Consider the following 13,733-nt stretch of genomic DNA (forward strand, 5'->3'; position numbering starts at 1 on the left):
CAGCTCCCACACTTGGATATGTGAATACATTCAAATGTGGGAGCTGGCTTGCCTGCGATAGCAATCTCAGCCCTCACCCAACCATCAGCTCTGACACCTAGGGCAAAACACACTCGCCCGCTGCCCCAGCACCACATTGCGCAGCTCAGTGCCGCAGACCTTGCACGCCTCGCCGCCCCGGCCATACACGAACAGTTCCTGCTGGAAATACCCCGGCTGCCCATCGCCGCCGATAAAGTCCCGCAACGTGGTACCGCCCCGCTCGATGGCAGCGGCCAGCACCCGCTTGATCTCAATCGCCAGCTTCAAATAACGCCCGCGTGAAATTCCCCCGGCGGCGCGGCGCGGGTCAATCCCCGCTGCAAACAGCGCCTCTGTCGCATAGATATTACCCACGCCTACCACCACCGCGTTGTCCATGATGAACGGCTTCACCGCCATCGACTTGCCGCGAGACAGCTGGAACAAACGCTCGCCATCAAACAGGTCGGTCAACGGCTCCGGCCCCAGCCGCATCAGCAACTCATGGTTGTGCGGGTCGAGGCTCCAGAGCATCGCACCGAAGCGCCGCGGGTCGGTGTAGCGCAGGGCCATACCCGATTCCAGCTCGATATCCACATGTTCATGCTTGGCCGCCGGCATACCTACCTCCACCAGGCGCAAGTTGCCCGACATGCCCAGGTGGCTGATCAAGGTGCCCACCTCGGCATTGATCAACAGGTATTTGGCCCGGCGCTCCACCAGCACGATGCGCTGCCCTGACAGGCGCACATCCAGGTCTTCCGGAATTGGCCAGCGCAGGCGCCGCTCACGCACTACCACGCGGCTGACGCGCTGGCCTTCCAGGTGCGGGGCAATGCCGCGTCGGGTGGTTTCGACTTCTGGTAACTCGGGCATGTGTACCTCTTGAATGACGGGTCAGTGCGCGCCCAGTTCGCGGATCGACAACTTCAGGCTCTCGAAGTCGTAGTCCGACAGGCCCACGTAATCCAGCACCAGGTGGCCGATGGCATTCCACTCATGGTCCACCGCCTGGTTACCCAGTACGCGGTAAGACGAACAGATATGCTCGGCCATCTTCAAAATGGCCAGCAGGTTCTTGAGCTGCGGGTTGCGCGTCGTCTCATCGCTGAAAATCACCAGGGCGTTATGGTGATTGGCGATGGCGTCGGTGACATGCTCCGGCAGGCGCCAGGACTTGGCGGTGTAGTAGCCGACTACCGCATGGTTGGTGTGGAACGCATTGTTCTCGGTATCGACCACGCGGCAATCCGGGCCGGCGTTGGCGTAAGCCTGTTCCAGCACGGACATGTAGTTGGGGAAGCGCTTGAGCATCAACGGCACGCCGCAATCGTGGAACAGGCCCAGGGCATAGGCTTCGTCGACGGTTTGCGAGCCGGTGCGCTTGGCCAGTGTGAGGCAGGTCATGGCCACATCCTGGGCAGTGTCCCAGAAGCGGTTGAGGGTGACGATGGTGTCGTCGCACATCTCGCCCTTGATTGACTGCGCGTTGATCAAATTGATGATCGAGCGGCTGCCCAACAGGTTTACCGCGCGCTGGATCGATGCAATTTTGTTGCTCAGGCCGTAATACGGCGAATTGACGATCTTGAGCAGCGCGCCGGACAAGCCCGGGTCCTGGGAGATCAACCTTGCAATCACTTCCAGGTCCGGGTCGGGCATGTACTGCTCCATCTGCAAATCCACCATGATTTGCGGTTGGGGCGGCACGCTGATGCCTTGCAGGGCCTGTTGGATCTGCTCGGGGGAAAGCTCTTGGGACATAAGTACACACTCTGGGCTAGGCGCGAATTCTACCCCTTATGCCGATGTGGCCGACACCCAAAAACCCAACTGAAACCCGATCGAATGTGGGAGCTGGCTTGCCTGCGATAGCCTCACCACCGTACGTCTGATACACCGCGCCGCCCGCATCGCAGGCAAGCCAGCTCCCACATGAAAGAGTGCGCAAAGGGTATACTCCCGCTCTTTTTTCCGGAGCGACGTCATGTCCCTGCCAAGCCTGCGTCTCAAAGCCAACGCCGATCGTCGTTTGCGCAACGGCCACCTGTGGGTCTACAGCAACGAAATCGACGTGGCCGCCACCCCACTCCACGGCTTCCAGGCAGGTGACCAGGCTATCCTGGAAGCGGCCGGCGGCAAGACCCTGGGCATCGTGGCCATGAGCCCGAACAACCTGATCTGCGCCCGCCTGCTGTCGCGCGACATCAAGTTGCCGCTGGACAAGTCGCTGCTGGTGCACCGCCTCAACGTCGCGCTGTCCCTGCGTGACCGCCTGTTCGACAAGCCGTTCTACCGCCTGGTCTACGGTGATTCCGACCTGCTGCCGGGCCTGGTGGTCGACCGTTTCGGCGACATCCTGGTGGTACAGATCGCCTCGGCGACCATGGAAGCCCATAAAGAAGACGTGATCGCCGCGCTGACCCAAGTGCTCAAGCCCAGCGGCATCCTGTTCAAGAACGACTCCGCCGCACGTGACGCCGAAGGCCTCAACCGCTACGTCGAAACCGTGTTCGGCCTGGTGCCGGAGTGGGTGGCGCTGGAAGAGAACGGCGTCAAGTTCGAAGCCCCGGTGATCCAGGGCCAAAAGACCGGCTGGTTCTACGACCACCGCATGAACCGCGCCCGCCTGGCCCCGTATGCCAAGGGCAAGCGTGTACTGGACCTGTACAGCTACATCGGCGGCTGGGGCGTGCAAGCCGCCGCCTTTGGTGCCAGTGAAGTGTTCTGCGTCGACGCTTCGGCCTTCGCCCTCGACGGCGTAGAGCGCAACGCCGCGCTGAACGGCTTTGCCGAGAAGATGACCTGCATCGAAGGCGACGTGTTCGAAGCCTTGAAGGAACTGAAAGCCAGCGAAGAACGCTTCGACGTGATCGTCGCCGACCCACCGGCCTTCATCAAACGCAAAAAAGACATGAAAAACGGCGAAGGTGCCTACCGCCGCCTGAACGAGCAAGCCATGCGCCTGCTCAGCAAAGACGGCATCCTCGTCAGCGCCTCGTGCTCCATGCATCTGCCGGAAGACGACCTGCAAAACATCCTGCTCACCAGCGCCCGCCATCTGGACCGCAACATCCAGATGCTCGAACGTGGCGGCCAAGGCCCGGACCACCCGGTGCACCCGGCGATTGTCGAGACGCGCTACATCAAGAGCATTACCTGCCGGTTGCTACCCAATAGCTGATGCTGTTCCCCTGTAGGGACTTGCGGGTTCCTACAGGTTTTCAGGAAATGTCGTACTGCCCCAGGCTTTGACTTTCCGTAGCGCAGACTCGATCCTCGCCCCTCTCATGGAACCGAGGCTCGCGCATGTCGAAGGCAATTACACAGGCTGAAAAACCGCTCTTGGTTTTCTGGCTGATGACCATGACTTTGCTGGGCGTCTTCCCCCTTGACGTCGTACTGCCCTCCTTTCCCGCCCTGGCTGAACACTTCCATACCTCGACCACCCATATCGCTCGATCCGTCAGCCTGTTCGCCATTGGATTTTCCTGCTCAATGCTGCTGATCGGCCCGCTGTCCGACAGAATCGGTCGCAAGAAGCTACTCCTGGCCAGTATGGTAGTAGCCATCCTGGGTGCAGTCGGGTGTCTGGCCGCCAGAAACACGCCCCAATTCCTGTTCTTCCGAGTCATTCAGGCCATAGGCTGCGGTGGTTTCATACTGTCCCAAGCGCTGGTGCAGGACCTTTTTTTCGGCAGGGAACAGGAGCGGTTGCGCATAGCAATGGCCACGGCCGGAGGCATTTTCATGTCGATTTCCCCAGTGCTGGGCGCATGGCTGCAATTGCACTGGGGATGGAAAGCCAGCTTCTACGCGTTTATCGCCCTCTGTGCCGCAACGTGGATTATGGCTCACCGATTACTGCATGGCGGCTTCCCTCCAACCGCGCCAGGCGAGCGGGGTATTTTCAGGGCCTACGCCAAGGTTTTCGCCAACAGACATTTCGCCAGCTACGCCACGATCTCCGCGATCACCTTCGCCTGTCATTTCTCATTCATCGTTGTGTCACCGCTCATTTTCATGGACCAGTTAAAGCTGTCACCCCATGAGTACTCATTGACCTTGCTTCTCTACGGCGCCGCCTACGTAGTGGGTGGCCTCTGTGCAGGCGTCCTGCACAAACGGCTGGCGGCGGCTACCCAGATGGCAGTCGGGCTGGTTCTGATCGCTATCTCTGGCGTGGTCATGCTGCTGTTGGCCTACCTGTTCGGCTTATCAACCCCGACAGTGTTGGTGCCCATGCTGCTCTGCACGGCGGGCACCACCATCACCCGGCCCATTTCCAACTCCAAGGCCATGAGCCTGTTTCCAGACAATGCGGGAGCCGCGGCTTCCGCCGTTGCGGCAGTGCTGTTCATTGCTGGCGGCTGTATCAGTGCGTTTATCAGCACCTTTACCCACCAGTTGAGTACTGCGCTTGGCTTGTGTTTTCTGATCCTGAGCCTCGCCGCCCTTGCGTTGAACTCATGGGCAAGGCGCCACCCGCACGTCCTGTAGCGGCTAACTTCAAGGTTGCGCCCATTCCCTCCAGCCGCCAGCGGTGTAGAATCGGCCCTATTCATCGCCAGTCATCCCCCGGCGGGTTTATGAGCTCGAGGCCCAAGCACGCGGCGATCCCGCGACGCGAGTGGCAACTTCCGGACACACGGCCATTTTCTGAGTGTTCCAGTCGTCAATTAGAAGCTCACTCCCCTTTAGTACTTGATTAGCCGCCCGGAGTGCTCCAATGCCTGATTACCGCTCGAAAACATCCACCCACGGCCGCAACATGGCCGGTGCGCGCGCGCTGTGGCGTGCCACGGGGATGAAAGATGACGACTTCAAAAAGCCGATCATCGCGATTGCCAACTCGTTCACCCAGTTCGTGCCTGGCCATGTCCACCTCAAGGACCTGGGCCAACTGGTCGCCCGCGAGATCGAACGCGCCGGTGGCGTGGCAAAGGAATTCAACACCATTGCCGTGGATGACGGCATCGCCATGGGTCATGACGGCATGCTGTATTCCCTGCCGAGCCGCGAGATCATCGCCGACTCCGTGGAGTACATGGTCAACGCCCACTGCGCCGACGCCATCGTGTGCATTTCCAACTGCGACAAGATCACCCCCGGCATGTTGATGGCTGCCTTGCGCCTGAACATCCCGGTGATCTTCGTCTCCGGCGGGCCGATGGAAGCCGGCAAGACCAAACTTGCCTCCCACGGCCTCGACCTGGTCGACGCCATGGTGATCGCCGCCGATTCCAGCGCTTCTGACGAGAAGGTCGCGGAATACGAGCGCAGCGCCTGCCCGACCTGCGGTTCGTGCTCCGGCATGTTCACCGCCAACTCGATGAACTGCCTGGTGGAAGCCTTGGGTCTCGCCTTGCCGGGCAACGGTTCCACACTGGCCACTCACAGCGACCGCGAGCAGTTGTTCCTGCAGGCCGGCCGCACCATCGTCGAGCTGTGCAAGCGTTACTACGGCGAGAACGATGAGTCGGTGTTGCCGCGCAATATCGCCAACTTCAAGGCGTTCGAAAACGCCATGACCCTGGACATCGCCATGGGCGGTTCCACCAACACCATCCTGCACCTGCTGGCCGCGGCCCAGGAAGCCGAGATCGATTTCGACCTGCGCGACATCGACCGCCTGTCCCGTCACGTGCCGCAACTGTGCAAAGTCGCGCCGAACATCCAGAAGTACCACATGGAAGACGTGCACCGCGCCGGCGGGATCTTCTCGATCCTCGGCTCCCTGGCCCGTGGCGGCCTGCTGCACACCGACCTGCCAACCGTGCACAGCAAGTCCATCGCCGAAGGCATCGCCAAGTGGGACATCACCCAGACCGACGACGAAGCCGTGCACACCTTCTTCAAGGCCGGCCCTGCCGGTATCCCCACCCAGACCGCGTTCAGCCAGTCGACCCGCTGGGACACCCTGGACGACGACCGTGAAAACGGCTGCATCCGCAGTGTCGAGCACGCCTACTCGCAAGAAGGCGGCCTGGCCGTGCTGTACGGCAACATCGCCCTCGACGGCTGTGTGGTCAAAACGGCAGGCGTGGATGAGTCCATCCACGTCTTCGAAGGCCGCGCCAAGATCTACGAAAGCCAGGACAGCTCGGTACGCGGCATCCTTGCGGACGAAGTCAAGGAAGGCGATATCGTGATCATCCGCTACGAAGGTCCTAAAGGCGGCCCGGGTATGCAGGAGATGCTTTACCCCACGTCCTACCTGAAATCCAAAGGCCTGGGCAAAGCCTGCGCCCTGCTGACCGACGGCCGTTTCTCCGGCGGCACGTCGGGCCTGTCCATCGGCCACGCTTCGCCGGAAGCCGCTGCCGGTGGCGCGATTGGCCTGGTGCAGGATGGCGACAAGGTGCTGATCGACATCCCGAACCGCTCGATCAACCTGTTGATCAGCGATGAAGAACTGGCAGCACGCCGCGTTGAGCAGGACAAGAAAGGCTGGAAGCCAGTGGAGAAGCGCCCGCGTAAAGTCACCACCGCATTGAAGGCCTACGCGTTGTTGGCCACCAGTGCCGACAAGGGTGCCGTACGCAACAAAGCCATGCTCGACGGCCTGTAAGCCCCGCGCATAAAAAAGCCCCGCCAGGTGCGGGGCATTTTTATGCCTGGCCAAAACCTCCACAACACCGAGGATCAACTGTGGGAGCTGGCTTGCCTGCGATAGCTATAGGCCTGCCGGTGAGTTCTTGTTTGGCACACCGCCATTGCGGGCGAGCCAGCCCCCGCATTGGATATAGGTAATCTCTTAGAACTGTGGGGTATAGGTCATGGTGAACATCACATTGCGTGGGTCCCCGTAGTAGTTGCTGCCCCAGTTCGCGTTGTAGGCCGGGATGTAATACTTCTTGTCGAACATGTTGTTCAGGTTTGCCGCCACGGTGAATTCCTGGTTGATCTTGTAGGCCACCCGCGAATCCCACAATGCATTGCCCGGCACGCTGAACGTACGGTCATAGGCTTCGGTGCTGCTTTGCGCGGTCACACCGGCACCCACGCTCCAATGTTGCCAATCGCCCGGCAACTGGTAATCACCCCAGACCTTGAGCAAGTGCTTGGGGGTCCAAGTGCTGAAAATCTTGCCTTCGTAGGTGTCGTCCTTGAGGAATTCAGTGGTGTTGTAGGTGTAGCTGGAGGCGAGCTGCAGGCCTGGCAGCACCTCACCACTGAGTGTGGCTTCAAAGCCTTGGCTGCGGACCTTGCCAGAGGCGACCGAGCAGTACCAACCATTGCAGTTCATTGGCCCTTGCAGGTCCTGCACGCTACGGTTTTCCTGATCGTAACGGAAGATCGCAAACGAGGTATTGAGGCGCCCGTCAGCCAGCTCTCCCTTGATGCCCAACTCGTAGTTTTTGCCCTCGATAGGCTTGAGCAGGGAGCCGGAGGTGGTCAGGTTGGTTTGCGGCTCAAAGGCATCGGCATAGCTGGCGTAGGCCGACCACTGCTCGTTGAGCGCATAGACCAGGCCGGCGTAGGGCGTAACCTTGCCATTGGACTGGGTGGTATTGTCTTGCGGGGCACCATATGTGCCTTTGAAACCACTCTGGCCAATGTAGGAATAGTCATACCAACTGGTACGCGCACCGACGATCAACGTCAGCGGGTCCAGGACTTTCACACGCCAGGTGCCATAGATGCCTTTCTGGCGAATGTCATACCAGCTCTTCGAGGCGGCACCCTCCTGGAACAATTGGTATTTGTCGCGCTGTGGGCGGTTGTGGTCGATGTTGAAGATATCCGCGCCGGGGTTTGAAGCCCGTGCCCACTGGTCGTCGGTGGTGAGCTTGGAATAGTTGGCGCCCAGCACCACTTCCTGCTGGAAGCCCAGCCCCTCAAACTTGCCGTTTACATACACATCCGCGCCGCGGCTCTTGGTATTGAAGTCGGTGATCCAATCTACATAGGGCACAGCGCCACCGCCGACGGGTACCGTGTCCCACGTCGCCTGGTAGGTTGCGTCGTTGTGCTCATCCATGGCTACCAGTGCGGCTTTCACTTTCCAGTTATCGTTGAAGCGGTGCTCGATGTCGGCAAACACCTGAGTCTGATTGTTGACGCTGCGGTTCCAACTGGCGCCGACAAATGTCGAACGCGGCAGACCGATATCACTGCCGTCGGCATAACGGGGCAACGACATGAAGTTGGGGCGCGAATGGCCCTTCTGGTTACTGATGCCCAGGCCGACGGTGGTGTCGGGAGTGAAATCGTAGTCGACGGCGCCATAAACCGTCTGGTTCCAGCCGCCCGCATAGTCGACGAAGGAGTCGGTGGTGTCGTAATCCGCCACGAAGCGTCCGCGCAAGGTGCCTTCGGCGTTCAGCGGGCCACCGACATCGACCTGAGTGCCGTAGTGGTCCCATGAGCCAGCCTTGGCGGTAATGGTCGCCGTCGGCGCTTGCTGCCCGCGCTTGCGCACCAGGTTCATGGTGCCGCCGGGGCTGTTGGCACCTTGCAGCAAGGCGGCCGGGCCGCGCAGCGTCTCGACGCGGTCGTAAATGGCCATGTTTTCGGTGAGATAGCTGCCCAAGGTGTAAGTGTTACGTGGAATCCCCACACCGTCGTATTGCAGGGTGCCAACCTCGAAGCCACGGGAGAAGATGAACATACCGGAGCCGGGAGACTTGGTCGCTGTCAGGCCGGGCGTGCGCTTGACCACTTCAGAGAGCTTGGTGGTGTTCTGATCATCCATCTGCTTGCGGGTCATGACGCTGACCGACTGCGGGATGTCCTTGAGTTTTTGCTCGCCCTTGCCCAGGGTCACAGCCCCCGTGGTGTACGAGCCCGTGCCTTCGGTGGTGATGCCCAGGCGTTCGGCCGTGATGGTGGTGGCGCCCACTTCCAGGGCAGAACCTGGCACCACACGTTTTTCCAGGGTGACGGTATCGGCATTGATAAACGCCGCGCTCAGTCCCGTGCCGCCGAGCAGCTGCCCCAAGGCTTCACGCTGCCCCAGGTTGCCCTTCACACCCGGCGATATCACCCCCTGGGTCAACTCCCCATTCACTAGCACCTGAACCCGCGTCACCGCCGAGAACGCCGCCAGCGCAGCGTCCAGGCCCTGCCCGGGAATATCGAAGCGGTAGGTCTGGGCCTGGTTGGCCTCAGCGGCCTGCAGGTACGACGGCGCGATACAGCTGGCCAAGGAAATGGCCAAGGCCAGCAAGGGCCGTGTGGCGAATCGGTGTGCCATGAATGGTGCTCCCCGGTACAAAAGTCTGTGATCGGCGCCGCACTACTTGAGAGTGCTTACTATTTACGCCTCAGTGATCAAGGACGATGGCTTGCGGGGAAACCCTGAAAATATTTTGAGAAATTGCCGTCAGGACGCATTGCCTTCACGCAACACCAGCAAATACGGGGTGTAGTGCTCGGCACGCAGGTTGAGGGTGTATTCCAACGCCTTGAGCACGGCATCGGGTTTGTCGATTTCGAACACGCCGGACACTACCCGACTGCGCAACGCATCACCGAGCACCAGCGTCTTGCCGGGCCAGTAACGATTCAGTTCAGAGACCACCACCGACAAAGGTTGCTGACGGAACACCAGTTGCCGCTGACGCCAGGCAAAGCCGCTGGCCGGGTCGAAACCGTGGACGTGTGCAAGGTGCCGGCTCTGATACTCCACGGCCCGCCCCGGTTCCAGATAGACCGGCGTGCCGCTCCCTGCACTGACTTCAACCTTGCCCTGCGCCACCTGCACACGCGTCTGGTCATCACGCCGCGCCACACTGAACTGGGTGCCGACCACTCGCACCCAGCCGTCGCCCGACTGCACCACGAAGGGCCGTGCGGGGTCCTTGGTCACATCGAAGAAACCTTCGCCACGCAGCAAACGAATCTGCCGCTCACCCGCACTCATGCGGATTTGCACCGCACTGTCGGTGTTGAGTTGAAGGTGGGAACCATCGGCCAGTTCGATGGTGCGCGACTCGCCAGTGCCGGTGGCGTAGTCGGCGCGCAAGCGGTCAAGCCAGGGAGTGTTCTGCACGGTCAGGCCCACGGCCAGCAACACGGCAGCCGCATACGCCCAGCGCCGCAGCGGTGTACGCCAGGTGGCCTGCTCGGCACGGCGAATGACGCGCGCCGGCTCACGCAGGCCACCGAGCATCGCCTGCACTTCCTGCCAGGCATCATCCTGCGCCTGGCCCTGACCGAGCCACGCAGCAAAGGCGTCCATTTCAGCCGGGGTCAAGTCCTCGGCGTGCAGGCGGAAATACCAGCCGGACGCCTCTTCGAACAACACATCAGCAGTAGGCAGGGCAGTCATGACCGACGTCCTTGTGCATCGCAGGCTAGGCGCGTCTTGATGTACCCACGGCATTCAATCAAGGCGCGACGCAATTGGTATTCCACACTGCGCGGGCTGATCGACAGGCGTTCGCCAATCTCGCGGTAGGAAAGCTCGTCGACATGATAGAGCAGGAAGATCTGCCGAGTCGCCTCGGGCAGGCCCAGGATCGCATCCTGCATCAGTTGCTCCTGCTGATAGGCGGCTAGCTGTTCGTCGGCACCGGGGTTGCTGCAGGGCAGTTCTTCGCTCGGTGCGCCGGCATCCAGACGCTCGCGGCGGATAGCCTGGCGCTGGTGGTCGCGCACCAGGTTGCTGGCAATGGTGAAGAGGAACGCGGGTAGGTTATCGATCTTCTCGCCGGACTCCAGGCGCGCCAGGCGCAGGAAGGATTCCTGGGTCAGGTCGGCAGCCACCTGGGCGCTGCCGGTGCGGCGCGTGACGAAGGCTTCGAGGGCTTTCTTCTGCTCCGCGAACAGGCGCGCGATCTGCGTATTCCAGGAGGACACAGCACTACCTTGAGAAGAACGGACGGTTCAGGGAGTGCGCACGCTAGCAAAGAATGAGATTAGTTCGCAATTGATATCTATTTTGCCTTTGAGTCTGCGGTGTTCTTAAGCCCGCTCCCACAGTTGACCGCGCCCCAACATGAGAATGCGGTCGACGGTGGAAGCTGGCTTGTCTGCGATGCAGGTGACTCGGTCTTACTGGATCTCTTCCGGCTTGACGATCACCCAGTTCTTGTCCGCCGTCACCGGCAGCCCTTCCTTGGCTTGCGCCGCCGCGTGCTTGGCGATCATGCCGTTGAGCTGGGTCATGTACTTGTCTTTGCGGTTGATCCACAGGTGGACGCCGCCCTTGGCCACGTCCACATCGTGGAACAGCATGTAGCCGTCGCTGGTCGGTGTGTCACCGCCGACAATCACTGGTTTTTTCCATTCGTCGATGTAGGTGAGGATCGCCGCGTGCTTGCCGGCCATCCAGGTCGCCGGGGTCCACAGGTAGGGGGTCAGTTCCAGGCCGAGGTTGCTATTCTCGTCATACTTGCCGGCAGTGATCTGTTTGCGTGCGGTGGTCAGCTCGCCGGTCTTGCGGTCCTTAAGCATCGTGGTCACGCCGATAACGTTCTCGGGTTTGACGTTGTAGCCGTACTTCGGATCAGCCGCGACCATGCGCACCAGCTCCTCGGACGCGGCGGTCATCACATAGACCTCGATGCCGTTTTCCATCAGTTTGTTGTACAGCTCGGCCTGGCCGGTGAAGACTTTTGGCGGCTGTACCTCGGATTTTTTCACCACGTCGCCTTCGAAATAGCTGACCGGCACGGGCTTGCCGGAGGCCATAAGCTCGTCGACCTGCACTTTGAGTTCCTTGAGGGTGAAGCCGGAAAAAATCTGCGCAACCCAGGGGTAGCAGACCATGTCGTCGACTTCGCACAGGCGATAGTAGTAGCTGAACAGACTTTCCTTATGGTCGGCGGTGTCTTTGAAGGGGATAAGCTTGAGCGAAGGGTCCATGGTTTCGCGGGTGATCAGGCCCTTGTTTTCCATGAACGGCAGCAAGGACTCTTCAAGGTCGTAGCGGTAACTGGTGTTGTCCATATCGAACACCGCGTAGTTACCCTTGTTGGCGTTGGCGGCGATCATTTCGTTGAGTTGTTTGGCGGCAGGTGCCGGCCAGTGCTTCAACTCGGTGGAGGCAAACGCCTGGCTGGCGAGCCCGAGGCAAAAGGCGGCGGATAACAGTAGTTTCGGCGCGAGCTTCATAGGCGTTGTCTCCCTCAAGTGAAAGACATCGACGCTAACAAATCCGTATGACAGTTATCGCCCGAGCGCGACCGCTGACGTCGCGATTGCGCCAAGGCCATACGCCTGAGCGTCAAACGCTTATTCCAAAAACGACAGTCGCCATTCCATATTGGTATTAAATCAATATATTTCAAGCTGTTAGGCTTCCCGGTTCGCAATCGCAGGCTCACGCGATTGGCTGCCTTCTCAACGGAGCTTCAATGAATCTGCCCCTGATTCTCAATTTATTGGTGTTCGTGGCCCTGTTGCTGGGCCTGGCACAAACCCGCCGTACAAACTGGAGCCTCGCCAAGAAGGTGCTGTTCGCCCTGGTGCTTGGCGTGCTGTTCGGTGCGGCGTTGCATACGATCTACGGCGACGGCAACCCGGTGCTCAAAGCTTCGATCGGCTGGTTTGACCTGGTCGGCAACGGCTATGTGCAGCTGCTGCAAATGATCGTGATCCCGCTGGTATTCGCCTCGATCCTCAGTGCCGTGGCACGCCTGCACAACGCCTCGTCCCTGGGCAAGATCAGCTTCCTGACCATCGGCACGCTGCTGTTCACCACGGCCATCGCGGCCCTGATCGGCATCGGCCTGACCAACCTGTTCGGCCTCACTGCCGAAGGCCTGGTGGCCGGCACCCAGGAAATGGCGCGCCTGCAAGTGATCCAGAGTGATTACGCGGGCAAGGTTGCCGACCTGAATATCCCGCAGTTGCTGCTGTCGTTCGTACCGGCCAACCCGTTCGCCGACCTGGCCCGGGCCAAGCCGACGTCGATCATCAGCGTGGTGATTTTCGCCGCGTTCCTTGGGGTTGCCGCGCTGCAACTGCTCAAGGACGACGTGGAAAAAGGCCAGAAAGTCCTTAACGCCATCGACACCCTGCAAGCCTGGGTGATGCGCCTGGTGCGCCTGGTGATGAAGCTGACCCCCTACGGTGTGCTGGCGCTGATGACCAAAGTGGTCGCCGGTTCCAACCTGCAAGACATCATCAAGCTGGGCAGTTTCGTGGTGGTGTCGTACCTGGCCCTGGGCCTGATGTTCGTGGTGCACGGCCTGCTGCTGTCCTTGGCCGGGATCAACCCGCTGCGCTTCTTCCGCAAGGTGTGGCCGGTGCTGACTTTCGCCTTCACCAGCCGCTCCAGCGCTGCAAGCATCCCGCTGAGCATTGAAGCGCAGACCCGTCGCCTGGGCATCCCGCAATCCATCGCCGGCTTCGCCGCCTCGTTTGGCGCGACCATCGGCCAGAACGGTTGTGCCGGTCTTTACCCTGCGATGTTGGCGGTGATGGTCGCGCCGACTGTGGGCATCAACCCGTTGGACCCGCTGTGGATCGCGACCCTGGTGGCGATAGTGACCTTGAGTTCGGCGGGCGTTGCCGGCGTGGGCGGCGGTGCGACCTTTGCCGCGCTGATCGTGCTGCCGGCCATGGGCTTGCCGGTGTCACTGGTGGCGCTGTTGATTTCCGTGGAGCCGCTGATCGACATGGGCCGTACGGCGTTGAACGTCAATGGTTCGATGACGGCGGGGGCGATTACCAGCCAGATCATGGGGCAGACGGATAAAGCGTTGCTGGATGCCGATGAGCATGCCGAACTGGCGCAGGCATAAAGGCTTATAACCTGT

Annotated in this window: 10 protein-coding genes; 4 read left to right on the top strand and 6 right to left on the bottom strand. The window is 60.6% G+C overall.

Annotated elements, in window-relative coordinates; genetic code table 11:
• Positions 1-84: 84 nt before the first annotated feature.
• Both mutM and GIW79_RS05020 read right to left on the bottom strand, forming a co-directional pair.
• Entirely contained in the window at positions 85-897 is an 813-nt protein-coding gene (gene mutM / locus GIW79_RS05015) for a bifunctional DNA-formamidopyrimidine glycosylase/DNA-(apurinic or apyrimidinic site) lyase (RefSeq protein ID WP_003195148.1), read from the bottom strand.
• Positions 898-918: 21 nt separating this feature from the next.
• Complete coding sequence (locus tag GIW79_RS05020) at positions 919-1,731, bottom strand: HDOD domain-containing protein (RefSeq protein ID WP_169918786.1); 813 nt, start codon at positions 1,729-1,731, stop codon at positions 919-921.
• 277 nt (positions 1,732-2,008) lie between these two features.
• Between GIW79_RS05020 and GIW79_RS05025 the strand changes: the two genes are divergently transcribed.
• The 3 genes from GIW79_RS05025 (at position 2,009) to ilvD (ending at position 6,592) form a co-directional block, all read left to right on the top strand.
• On the top strand, positions 2,009-3,205 hold the full coding sequence (locus GIW79_RS05025) for a class I SAM-dependent rRNA methyltransferase (RefSeq protein ID WP_005792302.1): 1,197 nt from the start codon (positions 2,009-2,011) through the stop codon (positions 3,203-3,205).
• A 125-nt stretch (positions 3,206-3,330) separates the two neighbouring features.
• Complete coding sequence (locus tag GIW79_RS05030; protein WP_054917024.1) at positions 3,331-4,521, top strand: MFS transporter; 1,191 nt, start codon at positions 3,331-3,333, stop codon at positions 4,519-4,521.
• Between the two features lie 229 nt (positions 4,522-4,750).
• Positions 4,751-6,592, top strand: coding sequence for a dihydroxy-acid dehydratase (gene ilvD, locus GIW79_RS05035; protein WP_003195159.1), 1,842 nt, complete (start codon positions 4,751-4,753; stop codon positions 6,590-6,592).
• Positions 6,593-6,778: 186 nt separating this feature from the next.
• On the opposite strand, the gene GIW79_RS05040 is transcribed toward ilvD, so the two are convergent.
• The 4 genes from GIW79_RS05040 to GIW79_RS05055 all read right to left on the bottom strand — a co-directional run bounded on the left by GIW79_RS05040 (position 6,779) and on the right by GIW79_RS05055 (position 12,084).
• Positions 6,779-9,220, bottom strand: coding sequence for a TonB-dependent siderophore receptor (locus GIW79_RS05040; RefSeq protein WP_200583591.1), 2,442 nt, complete (start codon positions 9,218-9,220; stop codon positions 6,779-6,781).
• A gap of 129 nt (positions 9,221-9,349) precedes the next feature.
• Entirely contained in the window at positions 9,350-10,297 is a 948-nt protein-coding gene (locus GIW79_RS05045) for a FecR family protein (protein ID WP_089041485.1), read from the bottom strand.
• A complete protein-coding gene (locus GIW79_RS05050; RefSeq protein WP_034128963.1) occupies positions 10,294-10,827 on the bottom strand; it encodes an RNA polymerase sigma factor in 534 nt (177 codons plus the stop codon). Before GIW79_RS05050 ends, GIW79_RS05045 begins: the two co-directional genes overlap by 4 nt.
• Before the next feature lie 195 nt (positions 10,828-11,022).
• Positions 11,023-12,084, bottom strand: coding sequence for a phosphorylcholine phosphatase (locus tag GIW79_RS05055; RefSeq protein ID WP_089041486.1), 1,062 nt, complete (start codon positions 12,082-12,084; stop codon positions 11,023-11,025).
• Between the two features lie 242 nt (positions 12,085-12,326).
• Here GIW79_RS05055 and GIW79_RS05060 point away from each other — a divergent pair, with 242 nt between their 5' ends.
• Entirely contained in the window at positions 12,327-13,718 is a 1,392-nt protein-coding gene (locus GIW79_RS05060; RefSeq protein WP_054917031.1) for an L-cystine transporter, read from the top strand.
• Positions 13,719-13,733 lie beyond the last annotated feature (15 nt).

Source organism: Pseudomonas sp. PA-7-1E (genome assembly GCF_021605325.1).
Classification (GTDB): domain Bacteria; phylum Pseudomonadota; class Gammaproteobacteria; order Pseudomonadales; family Pseudomonadaceae; genus Aquipseudomonas; species Aquipseudomonas fluorescens_BV.

Coding starts and splice junctions, on each gene's coding strand:
- GIW79_RS05025 (WP_005792302.1), top strand. CDS start 2,009: ATGTCCCTGCCAAGCCTGCGTCTCAAAGCCAACGCCGATCGTCGTTTG.
- GIW79_RS05060 (WP_054917031.1), top strand. CDS start 12,327: ATGAATCTGCCCCTGATTCTCAATTTATTGGTGTTCGTGGCCCTGTTG.
- mutM (WP_003195148.1), bottom strand. CDS start 897: ATGCCCGAGTTACCAGAAGTCGAAACCACCCGACGCGGCATTGCCCCG.
- ilvD (WP_003195159.1), top strand. CDS start 4,751: ATGCCTGATTACCGCTCGAAAACATCCACCCACGGCCGCAACATGGCC.
- GIW79_RS05030 (WP_054917024.1), top strand. CDS start 3,331: ATGTCGAAGGCAATTACACAGGCTGAAAAACCGCTCTTGGTTTTCTGG.
- GIW79_RS05045 (WP_089041485.1), bottom strand. CDS start 10,297: ATGACTGCCCTGCCTACTGCTGATGTGTTGTTCGAAGAGGCGTCCGGC.
- GIW79_RS05040 (WP_200583591.1), bottom strand. CDS start 9,220: ATGGCACACCGATTCGCCACACGGCCCTTGCTGGCCTTGGCCATTTCC.
- GIW79_RS05055 (WP_089041486.1), bottom strand. CDS start 12,084: ATGAAGCTCGCGCCGAAACTACTGTTATCCGCCGCCTTTTGCCTCGGG.